Annotated in this window: 15 protein-coding genes; 10 read left to right on the top strand and 5 right to left on the bottom strand. The window is 63.6% G+C overall.

Going from position 1 to position 14,538, the window contains the following annotated elements:
• Window positions 1–278: 278 nt before the first annotated feature.
• Entirely contained in the window at window positions 279–1,259 is a 981-nt protein-coding gene (gene gap, locus AB6M95_RS01835; RefSeq protein WP_371385025.1) for a type I glyceraldehyde-3-phosphate dehydrogenase, read from the bottom strand.
• Window positions 1,260–1,350: 91 nt separating this feature from the next.
• Window positions 1,351–2,103, bottom strand: a complete 753-nt coding sequence (gene surE / locus AB6M95_RS01830; RefSeq protein WP_371385024.1) for a 5'/3'-nucleotidase SurE — start codon at window positions 2,101–2,103, stop codon at window positions 1,351–1,353.
• Between the two features lie 147 nt (window positions 2,104–2,250).
• Here surE and AB6M95_RS01825 point away from each other — a divergent pair, with 147 nt between their 5' ends.
• The 7 genes from AB6M95_RS01825 to AB6M95_RS01795 all read left to right on the top strand — a co-directional run bounded on the left by AB6M95_RS01825 (window position 2,251) and on the right by AB6M95_RS01795 (window position 7,441).
• The gene (locus AB6M95_RS01825; protein WP_371385023.1) at window positions 2,251–3,291 is read left to right on the top strand and encodes a 3'-5' exoribonuclease YhaM family protein; all 1,041 of its coding nucleotides are present in this window, start codon (window positions 2,251–2,253) and stop codon (window positions 3,289–3,291) included.
• Window positions 3,267–3,908, top strand: a complete 642-nt coding sequence (gene tmk, locus AB6M95_RS01820) for a dTMP kinase (RefSeq protein WP_371385022.1) — start codon at window positions 3,267–3,269, stop codon at window positions 3,906–3,908. Before AB6M95_RS01825 ends, tmk begins: the two co-directional genes overlap by 25 nt.
• A gap of 112 nt (window positions 3,909–4,020) precedes the next feature.
• The gene (locus tag AB6M95_RS01815) at window positions 4,021–4,836 is read left to right on the top strand and encodes an amino acid ABC transporter permease (RefSeq protein ID WP_371385021.1); all 816 of its coding nucleotides are present in this window, start codon (window positions 4,021–4,023) and stop codon (window positions 4,834–4,836) included.
• 153 nt (window positions 4,837–4,989) lie between these two features.
• The gene (locus tag AB6M95_RS01810; RefSeq protein WP_371385020.1) at window positions 4,990–5,853 is read left to right on the top strand and encodes a transporter substrate-binding domain-containing protein; all 864 of its coding nucleotides are present in this window, start codon (window positions 4,990–4,992) and stop codon (window positions 5,851–5,853) included.
• A 13-nt stretch (window positions 5,854–5,866) separates the two neighbouring features.
• Window positions 5,867–6,751: an amino acid ABC transporter permease gene (locus tag AB6M95_RS01805; RefSeq protein WP_371385019.1), complete on the top strand. Its 885-nt coding sequence runs from the start codon at window positions 5,867–5,869 to the stop codon at window positions 6,749–6,751.
• A gap of 102 nt (window positions 6,752–6,853) precedes the next feature.
• Window positions 6,854–7,105 carry a glutaredoxin family protein gene (locus AB6M95_RS01800; protein WP_338666727.1) on the top strand — a complete coding sequence of 84 codons (252 nt, stop codon included), beginning with the start codon at window positions 6,854–6,856 and terminating at the stop codon, window positions 7,103–7,105.
• A gap of 3 nt (window positions 7,106–7,108) precedes the next feature.
• Window positions 7,109–7,441, top strand: a complete 333-nt coding sequence (locus AB6M95_RS01795; RefSeq protein WP_371385018.1) for a ferredoxin-thioredoxin reductase catalytic domain-containing protein — start codon at window positions 7,109–7,111, stop codon at window positions 7,439–7,441.
• A gap of 51 nt (window positions 7,442–7,492) precedes the next feature.
• On the opposite strand, the gene AB6M95_RS01790 is transcribed toward AB6M95_RS01795, so the two are convergent.
• From AB6M95_RS01790 to trmFO, 3 genes are all read right to left on the bottom strand, one after another.
• The gene (locus AB6M95_RS01790) at window positions 7,493–8,608 is read right to left on the bottom strand and encodes a S1C family serine protease (RefSeq protein WP_371385017.1); all 1,116 of its coding nucleotides are present in this window, start codon (window positions 8,606–8,608) and stop codon (window positions 7,493–7,495) included.
• 297 nt (window positions 8,609–8,905) lie between these two features.
• The gene (locus tag AB6M95_RS01785; RefSeq protein ID WP_371385016.1) at window positions 8,906–10,210 is read right to left on the bottom strand and encodes an O-acetylhomoserine aminocarboxypropyltransferase/cysteine synthase family protein; all 1,305 of its coding nucleotides are present in this window, start codon (window positions 10,208–10,210) and stop codon (window positions 8,906–8,908) included.
• Window positions 10,211–10,471: 261 nt separating this feature from the next.
• Window positions 10,472–11,800 (bottom strand): methylenetetrahydrofolate--tRNA-(uracil(54)-C(5))-methyltransferase (FADH(2)-oxidizing) TrmFO, encoded by a 1,329-nt coding sequence (gene trmFO, locus AB6M95_RS01780; protein ID WP_371385015.1) that lies wholly within the window; start codon window positions 11,798–11,800, stop codon window positions 10,472–10,474.
• 78 nt (window positions 11,801–11,878) lie between these two features.
• Here trmFO and AB6M95_RS01775 point away from each other — a divergent pair, with 78 nt between their 5' ends.
• The 3 genes from AB6M95_RS01775 to AB6M95_RS01765 all read left to right on the top strand — a co-directional run bounded on the left by AB6M95_RS01775 (window position 11,879) and on the right by AB6M95_RS01765 (window position 14,466).
• A complete protein-coding gene (locus AB6M95_RS01775; protein WP_371385014.1) occupies window positions 11,879–12,847 on the top strand; it encodes an ABC transporter ATP-binding protein in 969 nt (322 codons plus the stop codon).
• Between the two features lie 3 nt (window positions 12,848–12,850).
• Entirely contained in the window at window positions 12,851–13,810 is a 960-nt protein-coding gene (locus AB6M95_RS01770) for an ABC transporter ATP-binding protein (protein WP_371385013.1), read from the top strand.
• Window positions 13,811–13,902: 92 nt separating this feature from the next.
• Window positions 13,903–14,466 carry an HD domain-containing protein gene (locus tag AB6M95_RS01765; RefSeq protein ID WP_371385012.1) on the top strand — a complete coding sequence of 188 codons (564 nt, stop codon included), beginning with the start codon at window positions 13,903–13,905 and terminating at the stop codon, window positions 14,464–14,466.
• Window positions 14,467–14,538: the final 72 nt, after the last annotated feature.

Genomic DNA, 14,538 nt, shown 5'->3' with positions numbered 1-14,538 from the left:
TTTTATAGCCGCTTCGCGAGGCGACAGCACAAAACAAGGCCCCCGACTCAGATTGAGTCGGGGGCCTTTTCTTGATTCTTTCTTTGGAGCGATTCGGGTGGCAAAGCCACCCGACAGCAGCTCTCTCCCCTGCCGCCAACCCACTCTCGGAATAGGCTTTCGAGAGTGGGTCAGCTGTGCATTTTCTTCCGGTGGGCTTTCACCGCAGTGTAGCCTTCTACATGAGGATGAAAGCCCGCCGGAAAAAATGTGCAGATGGCCCGCTATCGGAAGCCGCCCTACATCTTCGCAGCTTTCTTAATCAACCGCAGGAGCTGGTTGGTGAAACCGGCTTCATTGTCGTACCAGGCGATGACCTTGACCTGGGTGCCGCCCATGACGCGGGTCAGGGCGCTGTCGACCACGCCGCCAAAGGTGGAGCCCATGAAGTCCACGGACACCAGCGGTTCCTCGGTGTAGCCCATGGACTCGTTGGCCGCCGCCTTGAGGGCCGCGTTGACCTCTTCCACCGTGGTCTCCCGCTTCAGCTCGCAGACCAGGTCGATGAGCGAGACGTTGGGGGTGGGCACGCGGATGGACATGCCGTCCAGCAGGCCGTTCAGCTCGGGAATGACCAGGCCGACGGCCTTGGCCGCGCCGGTGGTGGTGGGGACCATGTTCACGGCGCAGGCGCGGGCCCGGCGCAGGTCCTTGTGGGAACCGTCCAGGATGCGCTGGCTCATGGTGTAGGAGTGCACGGTGGTCATGATGCCGTGCTTGATGCCGAAGGCGTCGTGGATGACCTTGGCCACCGGGGCCAGGCAGTTGGTCGTGCAGGAGGCGTTGGAAATGATCTTGTGCTCGGGCTTGAGTTCGTCGTCGTTGACGCCGATGACCACGGTTACGTCCGAATTCTTGCCGGGCGCGGAGATGATCACCTTCTTGGCGCCGCAGGCGAGGTGCTTCTCGCAGCTCTCGCGGTCGGTGAACTTGCCGGTGGACTCGACGACCAGGTCGCAGCCCATCTCACCCCAGGTCCATTCGCCGGGCGCGTTCCGGGTCACCTTGACCGGCTTGCCGGCCATGACGAATCCGTCCTCGGTGGGCTGCACGTCCGGGAACCGGCCGTGCACGGAGTCGTATTTCAGCAGGTGGGCGAGGTCTTCGTTGGAGGCGCGGGCGTTGACGGCCACCAGTTCCAGATCGGTCTCCTCCGCCAGCAGCCGGGCCAGATAACGGCCGATGCGTCCAAATCCGTTCAAACCTATTTTCGTCGCCATGCCGGGTCCTCCTGTGAGTATGCGATTTGTCTCTCGTACGGGTTTATAAGGCAACAACCATACTGTGCCTATGGTTTCACGTCAACGGGGTTCACGAAATCGTATGCCTGAGCATGTCCAGGGTATCGCGGTCCGTGAAATCGAAATGCAGCGGGGTCAGGGTGATGTGACCGGCCGTCAGCAGCGCGCGGTCGCGGTCCGGGCTGATGCGGCCCGGGGGGATGGCCCCGCTGAGCCAGTAATACGGCCTGCCGCGCGGGTCCTGGCGGGTGTCGTAGACGTCGTCGTAGGACGCCCGGGTGTGCGGGCAGAGGATCATTTCCCTGGCCTCCTCGATGGGGCAATTGGGGAAATTGAGGTTGAGCACGCGCTTGCGCGGCAACTCCGCCCAGGGAATCTTGGGCAGCAGCTCGGCGCAGAACCGGGCCTGGCCGCTCAGGTCCTCGGGGTTGAAGTTGTCCATGGACACCGCCATGGCCGGAATCTCCATGAGCGCCCCCTCGGTGGCTGCGGACACCGTGCCGGAATAGAGGATGTCCACGCCCACGTTGGCCCCCGCGTTGATCCCGGACAGGACCAGGTCGGGCTTTTCGTCCAGCAGCGTGGACAGGCCGAGCTTGACGCAGTCCACGGGCGTGCCGTAGACGCCCTGCCCCACGAAGCCGTTCTCCCTGAACTGCTTGACCCGGATGGGCAGGGCCAGGGTCACGGCGTGACCCACGGCCGACTGTTCGGTGACCGGAGCGACCACGTGCACGTCGTGGCCGGCCTCCTTGAGGGCGAAATACAGGGCGCGCAGGCCGATGGCCTGGATGCCGTCGTCGTTGGCGAGCAGAATGTTCATCGAATCTCCGCCTGCAAGCTAGGATTTGACAATACGTGTGAAATCAGGTTCATAACCCTGAGCGGGCCGAGCGACATTCGCGCCGGTCCGTTTTCCGCACATACTGTAGTGATACGCGTATGGGCGAGGTACCTCAACATCTCACCAATGGCAAGATCAGTGGGCAAAAAGTCGCAATATATCCAGTCTCTGTCGCCGGGCCAAACCGTGGACGACATCTTTCTCCTGGCCGGGGCCAACCAGGCCCAATCCAAGAACGGACCTTACTGGAACCTCTCGTTCCAGGACGCAACCGGGTCCATCGACGGCAAGATATGGAGCCCGAAGAGCCTTGAATACCCCATCCTCGAGCCGGGCAGCATGGTCCGCGTCCGGGGCTTCGTGGAGAGCTACCGCGACAAGAACCAGCTCAAGGTGGACCAGATGGAGGTGCTCGACGCCCCGGTGCCGGGCATCGACCTGTCCGATTTCATGCCCGCCTCCAAGACCCCGCCCGAGGAGTTGCTGGAGGCCCTGGAAGACATGATCACCGAGCACATGCGCCACAAGCCGTGGAAGACGCTCTGCCGCAAGGTCCTGGACAACGAGGACATCCGCGCCCGGCTGCTGGCCGCGCCCGGCGCCAAGACCGTGCACCACGCCTATGTGGGCGGCCTGCTCGAGCACACGCTGGGCGTGGCCCGGGCGTGCATGGCCCTGTGCGACGTCTACCCGAATCTCGACCGCCAGACCCTGCTGGCCGGAGCCATCTTCCACGACCTGGGCAAGGCGTGGGAGCTGTCCGGCGGACTGACCAACGACTACACCGACGAGGGGCGGCTCTTCGGCCACATCCAGATCGGCATGGAGAAGCTGGAACCGTTCCTGGCCCGCTGCCCGCGCCTGGAAGCGGGCCTCAAGATGCACCTCAAGCACCTGATCACCAGCCACCACGGCGAGCACGAATTCGGCTCCCCGGTGCGGCCCAAGACCCCGGAGGCGTTCGTCCTGCACTTCGCGGACAACATGGACGCCAAGCTGAACATCATCGACCAGGCCTACGCCGACATGGACAAGACCGGGGCCGACTGGTCGCCCTACATGCGCTTCCTCGAACGCAACGTGTTCCGGCCCGAGCCCACCCCCGACAACGCCAAGAAACAGAACGCGAAAGCGGAGAACCAATGTTTATTACCTTTGAAGGCATAGAGGGGACCGGCAAATCCACCCAGATCGCCCGAGTGCGGGACTATTTCGAGTCCCGGGGCCGGGAGGTCTTCCAGACCCTGGAGCCGGGCGGCAGCCGCATCGGCCGGGACCTGCGCAAGATGCTCCTGCACGTGGACAACAAGGAGATCACGCCCATCACCGAGCTGTTCCTGTATCTGGCCGACCGCGCCCAGCACGTGGGCCAGGTCATCCGGCCCGAGCTTGATGCGGGCAGGGTCGTGCTCTGCGACCGGTTCGCGGACTCGACCATCGTCTACCAGGGGTACGGGCGCGGCCTGGACACCGTCATGCTCCGGGAGCTCAACGAGGTGGCCGTGGACGGGCTGTGGCCGGACCTGACCATCGTCCTGGACATCGACCCGGAGATCGGCCTGAAACGGGCCACCCTGCGCAACATCGAGGACGGCAAGGCCAAGGAGGAGGGACGGTTCGAGGCCGAACACCTCTCCTTCCACAAGCGCATCCGGGAAGGCTACCTGACCTGGGCCGCCTTCAACCGGGAGCGCATGCGCGTGGTCAACGCCTCGGGCACGCCCGACGAGGTCTTCGAGCAGATCAGGGCCGTCATCGAGGCCCACGGGACCGGCGCGGCCTGATCCGTAGCCGGCCTTTTTTTGCATAATCGTTCCTGGAAACTTCCGGGCTTTGTGCTATGGTGCAACCAGAATGGCGGTTGTTCCTTTTTCGCCAACCAACCACCGGGACCGCATGTCGGCTGAATTCCTGAACAAGAAAATCGGGCCCCTGTCACTCTCCGCCATGGCGGACACGGCCAAAACGCTGCTGCTCCTGACCGGCATCGTCTGGCTGCTCGTCCTGGGCTCCCAGCGCCTGGGCTACAACTGGCAGTGGTACCGCATCCCGCAATATCTCTGGACGTTTACGGACCAGGGCTTCACCTGGGGGCCGCTCATGGAGGGCCTCGGGGTGACCTTCAAGATCACGGGCATCAGCCTGGTCCTCATGCTGGTCATCGGCCTGACCACCGCGCTCATGCGCATGTCGACCTCCTGGGCCGCCCAGGGCGTGGCCAGGGCGTACATGGAGCTGATCCGCAACACCCCCCTGCTCATCCAGATTTTTTTCATCTACTTCGTCATCGCGCCCATCCTGGACATCTCCGCCTTCCACTCGGCGGTCATCGCCCTGAGCCTGTTCGAGGGGGCCTACGCCTCGGAAATCTTCCGGGCGGGCATCACCTCCGTCGACAAGGGCCAGTGGGAGGCCGCCCAGAGCCTCGGCATGGGGCCGTACGCCATGTACCGGTACATCATCCTCCCCCAGGCCGTGCGCCGCGTCCTGCCGCCCCTGACCAGCCAGGCCGTGTCCCTGGTCAAGGACTCGGCCCTGGTCTCGACCATCGCCATCCTGGACCTGACCCAGCGCGGGCGCATGATCGACGCGGAAACATTTCTGACTTTCGAGATATGGTTCACCGTCGCCGCCATCTACCTCGTGGTCACCCTGGCCCTGTCCGGGGTGGTCTGGCTGCTGGAGCGACGGTTCAACGGCCTCAAGGCCTAACCGCAAAGGAGCTCGCATGACCATCTGGAGAGCCATGAAGATAGGCGGCGTGATCATCATCGCCATTCTCGGCGTGTCGCACGTCACCTTTGCCCAGGAATCCTGTAAATAACCCTCTGACCCGGCTTGAGACGCCGACCAAGGAGAAGCCCCATGAAACGCCTTCGCATCCTGGCCATCGCCACACTTTTCATCCTGCTCGCATCCGCCTTCGGGTGCAGCCAGGAACCCCTCCCGCAGAAAACGGACAAGAACGAAGCGGCCGCGACCGCCACAACCCCGGAATCCGGCAGCCAGCTTGACGTCATCCTCAAACGCGGCACCATCCGGGTCGGCTTCGACACCTTCAAGCCCTGGGCCATGAAGGACAAAAACGGCGACTACATCGGTTTCGAAATCGAGGTGGCCCGCCAGATCGCCCAGGACATGGGCGTCAAGGTCGAGTTTGTGCCCACCAAGTGGTCCGGCATCATCCCGGCCCTGCTGACCGGCAAGTTCGACATCATCATCGGCGGCATGTCCGTCACGCCCCAGCGCAATCTCAAGGTGAACTTCTCCCTGCCCTACGAGTATTCGGGCATGTCCATCGTGGCCAGCAAGAAGCTCGCCGAGGGACGCTCCACCATCGAGGACTTCAACAATCCCGGCACGACCATCGCCGTGCGCCTGGGCACCACCGCGGCCGAGGCGGCCAAGAACTTCCTGCCCAAGGCCAAGATCCTCTTCTTCGACGAGGAGTCCCAGACCATCCAGGAGCTGCTCAACGAGCGCGTCCACGCCGTGGTCGCCTCCAACCCGCTGCCGCTGAACCTGTCCAAGGAGTACGCGGATCAGCTCTACCTGCCGCTCAAGGACGACTTCACCAGAGAGCCCATCGCCTTTGCCGTGAAAAAGGGCGACCTGGACTTCCTGAACTGGCTGAACAACTGGGTCCGGGTGACCATGAGCAAGGGCTGGCTGCAGAACCGCTACGAGTACTGGTTCTTCACCAACGAGTGGGAAAATCAGATCCAGTAGCCGAGCCGACTACTTGTCTTCGAAAACTCAAAAACACCTGAAGATCACCCTGCTGGACGCCGTCATCCTGGCGGCTCTGGCAGGGGCCTTCGGCTACATCGTCTTCAAGGCCGCCACCGGGCTCAACTACCACTGGAACTGGTCGGTCCTCCCGCAGTTCCTGGTGCGCTTCGACCAGAAGAGCGGATCGTGGGCGCCCGGCCTGCTGACCCTCGGCCTGTTCACCACCATCCGCCTGTCCGTATGGTCCGGCATCCTGGCCGTCGCTCTGGGCGTCTTCATCGGGCTGTTCCGGGTCAGCCCGAGCCTGTTCAAGCGACAGGTGGGCGCGGTCTATGTGGGGCTCATCCGCAACACCCCGCCGTTGGTGCTCATCTTCGTCTTCTATTTTTTCATCGGCGACCAGATCATGTCCCTGCTCGGCGTGGAGCACGTCATCTACGGCCTGTCCGACGGGGCTCGTGAGGTCCTCGGCTGGTTCTTCGGGCCCATGAACCGCTTCCCCAGGTTCCTGTCCGCGCTGATCACCCTGGCCCTGTTCGAGGCGGCCTACATCGCGGAGATCGTCCGCGCGGGCATCGACTCCGTGGAGCCCGGCCAGTGGGAGGCATCGGCCGGGACCGGCATGACCCGTTTCCAGACCCTGCTCTACGTCATTCTGCCCCAGGCCCTGCAGCGGATGTTGCCAGCCCTGGCCGGACAGTTTATATCAATAATCAAGGACTCGGCCATCGTTTCCGTCATCTCCATCGAAGAGCTGACGTTTCAGGCCCAACAGCTCATGACGACCACGTACAGGAGCTTTGAGATCTGGATACTGGTCCTGGCCATGTATTTCGCGCTCACGTTCCTGTGCTCCCTGATAGTCCGCAAACTGGAACTCGCGCTGAGCAGGTGATGCGATATGTTCAAGGCATTGAAGAAAGTATTTGAAAAAAACCATGACGGATTGCCCAATACCGATGCACCCGCCAAACCGTTCGACATGGAGGCGTTTCATATGAACGATATCAAAGTCTATGCCCTCTCTACCTGCATTCATTGCAGGAATGCTAAAAAATATCTGGACGAATGCGGTGTGAAATACGAGTGCGTCCACGTGGACGAACTGACCGGCGACGAGCGCAAGAAGATCGTCCAGGAGGTCAAGGAGCGCAACCCCGCGGTCTCCTTCCCGACCATCGTCATCAAGGACAAGGTCATCGTCGGCTTCCACAAGGACCAGATCGACGAAGCCCTCAAGGAGGACTAGCCCATGGACGCCACGCAGCTCTATGAAATGCTGAAGAAGGTCCAGGAGCCCAAGGGCTACTACTTCAACGCGGACATGGACATGACCATGCCCCTGCTGGAAAGCCTGCTGACCAACAAGGAGCGCTTCGGCTACATGGCCTGCCCCTGTCGGCTGGCCAACGGCGAATACGAGGCGGACAAGGACATCCTTTGCCCCTGCGTCTACCGCGAGGAGGACGTCAAGGAATACGGCGCCTGCTTCTGCGCCCTGTACGTCAGCAAGGAATACAACGACGGCACCATCGAAAAGCAGGTGGTCCCCGAACGCCGCCCACCCGAAAAGATCCTCTTCTAGCCCCGCCGCCGGAGGAAAGGAAAAGGCCCGCTTGAAGCGGGCCTTTTTCATTTACTTGTCGACCATATTGATATTCAAGGCCGACAGCGCTTCCCTGATGGGAATGAACTGGTTGATGCCGATGGAACGTTCCCCGTAGCCGCTGACGCATACGCCGATGACGTTGCCGTTGACGTCGACCAGGGGGCCGCCGCTGTTGCCGGGCTGGATGTCGGCGTCGGTCTGGATGAAGTGCAGGCCGGTGTCCTTGTCCTCGCGGATGGCGCTGACAACCCCGCGCGTGATGGTCGCGCGCAACTCCAGTTCGAGAGGCGTCCCCACCGGGAAGACCGTCTCCATCACTTTCACTCCGGTACGGCGGATGGGGAAGGGTTTGGCCGACTTGACCGCCGCCTTGACCAAGGCGACGTCACGGGTGGGATGCACCTTGATGACCGTGCCGCTCAATTCGAACCCGTTGGAAAAGACCACGGAGACGTCCTTGCTCTGGCCCACCACATGCTGGTTGGTGATGATGTAGCCGTCATCGGTGACGATCAGTCCGGACCCGTGCCCGTAGGCAGTACGGATGGTCACGGTCGAGTCCGTCACCCGTGTGGGATCCTCGGCAAACGGAGTGATGTATTGCTCGACCGCCGGGATACTCATCTCGTCGCCGACGGATTTCTGCATGGTCAGGCTCGCCTTGACGCGCCGCCCGCTTACGAGATCGAAGAAGTCCTTGTCCGTGGACAATTCCTCCGCCGCACTGGCGAAGGACTCGAAGAGCAAAGACGTATACCCGTCGGCGCGCTCTTCCACGGACTTCTGATATCCGGTCGTGGTCACCTGAAGCAGGGTCTTCTTTTCCAGCGGGGAATAGACCGTCCACTGGACCTTCATCCAGACCTCTCCGTTTTCCGTGCCCAGGGAATCCCCGGACCAGAAGTCGTACAGCCTGCAGATGTTCGTCTTGATGTCCTTGATGTCCGCCGCCACCAGGTAACGAGCCCTGGTGAGCTCCTCCTGCCGGTCGAATATTTTCTTCGGATCGCCGACCACGTTGTACCCCCGAGCCGTCAGGGACTCGTAGAAGTACCGGGTGAATTCATCGTCGATGCCGCCGATGGTGGACCGGGACGACGTCCAGAAGATATCGGCCGAGGTATTCAGATTACACAGCTTCATGCTGCTGTCTGACTGCCCTGCGTAATATGCGCCTATCTTCTCCCCCCGTTTAACGGAAACTATGGTCTTGCTGAGACCTATGGGCTCCAGCCGGATATCGGGATCGATCTTCAATGCGGCATTGGTGGTGTGCTCGGGGATAGGGATTCTCTTTTTCCCGCAGGCAGGCAGAATCAACAGACAAATAGATAGAAAGACTACGCAGATACGCAAAACAAACTCCTCCGTTGAACGATAATGTACCGTTCATACACGGAGACAAATAGTTGTTCAACGAATTAATCCGCGTAGTTTTCCCTACCGCTGCGACAGCGCCAGCGCCCGGTCCAGGTCGTCGATGATGTCGTCCGCGTCCTCCAGGCCCACGGAGATGCGCACCAGGTCCAGAGGGACGCCGGCGGCCGCCTGCTCTTCCGGGGTGGACTGCCCGTGGGTGGTGGACGCCGGGTGGATGACCAGGGTCTTGGCGTCGAGGATGTTGGCCAGGTGCGAGCAGAGCTCCACGGACTCGATGAACTTGCGGCCCGCTTCGAGCCCGCCCTTGACCCCGAAGCCGAAGACCGCGCCCGGCCCGAGGGGGAAGGTGTTCTTGGCCCGGTCGAAGTCCGGATGGCTCGGCAGCCCGGCGTAGTTGACCCACTCCACGGCGTAGTGCCCTTCCAGGAAATCGGCCACCTTGCGGGCGTTCTCGCAGTGCTGGCGGGCGCGCAGGGGCAGGGTCTCCATGCCCTGGAGGATCAGGAAGGCGTTCTGCGGGGCCATGGCCGCGCCCGTGTCGCGCAGCATGCCGATGCGCACCTTGGTGGTGAACACGGGGCACGGCGCGCCCGAGGGGCCGCCCAGGGCCTCCCACAGATTCAGGTTGTTGTAGGTCGGGTCCGGTTCGGTCAGCTCGGGGTACCGGCCGCCTGCCGCCCAGTCGAAGCCGCCCTTCTCCACAATGGCTCCGCCCATGGCCGTGCCGTGGCCGCCCACGATCTTGGTCAGGGAATAGACAGCGATGTCGCAGCCGAAGTCGAAGGGATTGAAGATCGGCGGCGGAGCCACGGTGGCGTCGAGGATGAACGGCAGGCCGTGGCCGTGGGCAACCTTGGCGATGCCGAGCAGGTCGTCCACGTTGCAGCGCGGGTTGCCGATGGCCTCGGAATAGACCAGCCGGGTGTTCTCGTCGATGGCCGCCTCGAAGTTGGCCGGGTCGGAGGAATCCACGAAGCGCGCCTCGATGCCGAACCGCTTGAGGGTGTGTTCGAACAGGGTCTGGGTCCCGCCGTACAGGTTGGCCCCGGTGACGATGTTCTGCCCGGCGGACACGATGGTCGCGATCGCGTAGAAGATGGCGGCCATGCCGCTGGCCGTGGCCACGGCTCCGGCCCCGCCGTGCAGGGCGGCCAGCCGCTTTTCGAGCACGTCCGTGGTCGGGTTGTTCAGCCGGGTGTAGATGTAGCCCGGCTGCCGCAGGGCGAACAGGTCGGCCGCGTGTTCCGTGTCGCGGAACAGGTAGGCGGTGGTCTGGTATATGGGCACGGCGCGGGCGCCGGTCTCGTCCGGGGTGTGTCCCGCGTGCAGGGCCACTGTCTGGGGTCCGTAGTGATGATCGTTCATATTCTCTCTCCTTGGTCAGGGCGTAAACAACGCCCGTTTGACCCGTAAAATGCGCCTTCACCCCTGCCTTGGCAAGGGTGCGACACATAGCGATTCTTTATCCGGGCCATAAGGACCGGGGTATGGAACGGGTTTTGCCGATGTCCGGGGCGGGAACGATTTTCCGACGCGGCGCGCGGAGACCGTGCGCAAACGTTTCATATTCCGCCAACATGGAGGGCAGCGAAAGGCTCCCGGGTGCGGAGCGGACCGGAGCGGGGATCAGTCCTTCAGGCCGACCTGCTCGATCCAGGCCGCGAACGCCGCCTGGGCCCGCTTGCCGTAGGCTTCCTTCCTGAACTTCTTCTTGATCCTGCCCTCGAGGCCGGGCATGAGCCCGAAATTGACGTTGGACGGCTGGAACTGCTTGTCCGGCCGGGTCCGCAGGTGGTTCAGGAGCGCGCCCAGGGCCGTCTCCACGGGCGGCTCGGCCAGGGTTTCCCCGTGCAGCCTCCGTCCCATGGACAGCCCGAGCCACAGCCCGCAGGCCGCCGATTCCAGGTACCCTTCCACCCCGGTGATCTGCCCGGCCAGGTACACGCCGGGCCGGTTCTTCAGCTGCAGGGTCCCGTCCAGGACCTCGGGCGCGTTGACGTAGGTGTTGCGGTGGATGGACCCGAGCCGCAGGAACTCGGCGTTCTCCAGCCCCGGGATCATGCGGAAGATGCGCTTCTGTTCCGGATACTTGAGCTTGGTCTGGAAACCCACCAGGTTGAAGGCGGTCCTGTCCGCGTTCTCGGTGCGCAGCTGGACGATGGCGAAGGGCCGCTCGCCGGTCTTCGGGTCCGTGAACCCCACGGGCTTGAGCGGGCCGAAGGCCAGGGTCATCTCCCCGCGCTCGGCCATGGCCTCCACGGGCAGGCAGGCCTCGAAATGGACCTCCTTCTCGAACTCGCGCGGCTTGACCTTCTCGCCCGCCAGGAGCGCGGCCACGAACGCCTTGTACTCGGCCTCATCCATGGGGCAGTTCAGGTAGTCGTCGTCCTCGGGCTTCCAGCGGGAGCCCCAGAACGCCTTGTCGAAATCTATGGAGTCGCGCGACACGATGGGCGCGATGGCGTCGTAGAAGTACAGCCGCGCGTCGCCCACCGCAGCCATGAGGCTCTCGGTCAGCTCCGGGCTGGCCAGGGGACCGGCGGCAATGACCACCGCGTCGCATCCTTGAAGCGCGTCGTCGTCCAGGGAGGCTATCTCCCGGCGGACCACGGTGATCAACTCGTGATCTTCGATCTTTCCGGTAATGTATTCGGAGAACAGGGCGCGGTCCACGGCCAGGGCCCCGCCGGCGGGCACGCGGGTGGCGAAGGCCGCCTCCATGACCAGACTGCCCAAACGCTCCATCTCCTCCTTGAGCAGGCCGATGGCCGCCGCCGGGCCCGTCGCCCGGAAGGAGTTGGAACAGACCAGCTCGGCCAGCCCGTCCTCGGTGTGCGCTTCGCTGCGCTTTTCCGGCTTCATCTCGAAAAGGGTCACCGGCACCCCGGCGTTCGCCAGCTGCCAGGCGCAGTCGCAGCCTGCCAGGCCGCCGCCCACGATCACCACATGTGCCATTTTCCCCTCCCCGATATCGTTTACGTCCGCCGCAATATGCCGTATAGGTGGCCTGATGGCGAACCTGCGGAATTTCTTATGACAAAACCACTGCTGGACATACGCGAGCTGACAACCTGCTTTTCCTCCGCCCAGGGCATTGCCAAGGCGGTGGATAACGTCAGCCTTTCCTTTATGCAAGGAGAAACCCTGGCCATCGTCGGCGAGTCCGGCTGCGGCAAGACCGTGCTCGCCCTGTCCATCCTCGGGCTCATACCCGATCCGCCGGGCCGCGTCACGGACGGGACCATCCTGTACCGGGACAAGGACCTCCTGGAGATGTCCGAGCACGAGCTCATGCACATCCGGGGCAACGCCATCTCCATGATCTTCCAGGAGCCCATGACCGCGCTCAACCCGGTCTTCCGCATCGACGACCAGATCGCGGAGCCGCTGCGGCTGCACCAGGGGTTCGGCAAGCGGGAAGCGCTGGACAAGGCCGTGGACGCGCTGAAGCTGGTGGGCATCCCCAATCCGGCCAAGATCGCCAAATCCTACCCGCACGAGCTGTCCGGCGGCATGCGCCAGCGGGTCATGATCGCCATGGCGCTGGCCTGCAACCCGGACATCCTCATCGCGGACGAGCCGACCACCGCGCTGGACGTGACCATCCAGGCCCAGATCCTCGACCTCATGGACGAACTCAAGGCGCGCATGAACGGCTCGCTCATGCTCATCACCCACGACCTCGGCGTGGTGGCCCGCATGGCCCAGCGCGTGGCGGTCATGTACTCGGGCAAGATCGTCGAGCTGGCCGGGGTGAACGAACTCTACGCCGAACCGCTGCACCCCTACACCAAGGGGCTGCTCGCCTCCATGCCGTCCCTGGGCGAGACCAGGGAGCTCAATCCGATCCCCGGCATCGTGCCGTCCATCTTCGACCTGCCCGAGGGGTGCCGGTTCCATCCGCGCTGCCCCAAGGCGTACAAGAAGTGCTCGCTCATGCTCCCCCCACTGTACGAACCGAAGCCGGGCCGCAAGGTCCGCTGCTGGCTCTACGAGGACTAGGCAATGGCCCTGCTCGAACTGATCAACGTGACCAAGCACTTCAAGGTCTCCGGCGGGCTGCTGGGGCTGACCACCGGCACCGTGCGCGCCGTGGACGGCGTAACCCTGAGCGTGGAGCGAGGCCGGACCCTGGGGCTGGTGGGCGAATCCGGGTGCGGCAAGTCCACCCTGGCCAAGTGCATCATGGGGCTTTTGCCGGTCACCTCCGGCGAGGTCATCTTCGGCAACCGGTCCATCTCCGCCTGGGACGAAAAGAAGCTGCGCTCCAAGATACAGATGATCTTCCAGGACCCGTACTCCTCCCTGAACCCGCGCCAGAAGATCGGCTCCATCATCCGCGAGGGGCTGGACATCCACAACATCGGCACCAAGGAGGAGCGGCGCGAAAAGGTCCGGCACCTGCTCAAGCTGGTCGGCCTGCAGCCCGAGCACGGCGACCGCTACCCCCACGAGTTTTCCGGCGGCCAGCGGCAGCGCGTGGCCGTGGCACGCTGCCTGGCCCTGGATCCCAAGCTGGTGGTCTGCGACGAGCCGGTGTCCGCCCTGGACGTGTCGGTCCAGGCCCAGGTCCTCGGCCTGCTCAAGGACCTACAGCAGCGGCTGGACCTGACCTACGTGTTCATCTCCCACGACCTGTCCGTGGTCAGCCACATCTGTGACCGGGTGGCGGTCATGTACCTCGGCCGGATCATGGAGATCGGCGAAAGCCGGACCCTGTTCGCCGACCCCAAGCACCCGTACACCAAGGCGCTGCTGTCCGCCGTGCTGAGGCCCGACCCGACCGACCGGCCCGAGCGCATCGCCCTGACCGGCGACCTGCCCAGCCCCATGAATCCGCCCGCGGGCTGCCCATTCCACCCCCGCTGCCCCGAGGCCTTCGACAAGTGCCGCAACGGCCGCCCCGAGCTCATGGATCAGCCCGACGGCGTGCGCACCGCCTGCTGGCTCTACGGCGGACAATAACTGTACCGCCCCGCGCGCCCGCCATCTGTATCTGGACCGCGCCGCGCTGTTGGGGCATGATGCCCCCTCAACCCCTGCGCCAAGGAGCGAACATGATAACCCGAGACGAAGCCTTTGCCCTGCTCAAGGCCCACAACAGCGAAATCAGCCTGATCAACCACGCCCTGGAGTCCGAGGCCGTCCTGCGCGGCCTGGCCCGCAAGCTGGGCAAGGACGAGGAGCTGTGGGGCATCACCGGCCTGCTGCACGACCTGGATTACGCCGTGACCAAGGAACTGCACGATCGCCACGGCCTGGACACCGTGAAGCTGCTCGACGGCAAGCTCCCGGCCGAGGCCCTGGACGCCATCCGCCGGCACGCGGCCGAGATGAACGGGGCCGAGGCCCCTCAGACCGATTTCGACTACGCCCTGCGCTGCGGCGAGACCGTCACCGGCATGGTCCACGCGGGCGCCCTGGTGCGGCCCACCAAGATCGAGGGCATGAATCCCAAAAGCCTCAAGAAGAAGATGAAGGACAAGGCGTTCGCCGCCTCGGTCAATCGCGACTGCATCCGCGAGTGCGACAAGATCGGCCTGGAGCTCGGCGAATTCCTGCAGATCGCCATCGACTCGGTGTCCGGCATCGCCAGCGAAGTGGGGCTGGCCGAGGACTAGCCCGGTTGCACGGCCACCGGTTTTGTATTACTCCTGTGACCCCGGTCCGAGTGCCGGTTTGAACATCCCCAA

The organism is Pseudodesulfovibrio karagichevae, from assembly GCF_041414475.1.
Lineage (GTDB): Bacteria > Desulfobacterota > Desulfovibrionia > Desulfovibrionales > Desulfovibrionaceae > Pseudodesulfovibrio > Pseudodesulfovibrio karagichevae.
This window is presented reverse-complemented; position numbering and strand designations above follow the sequence as displayed.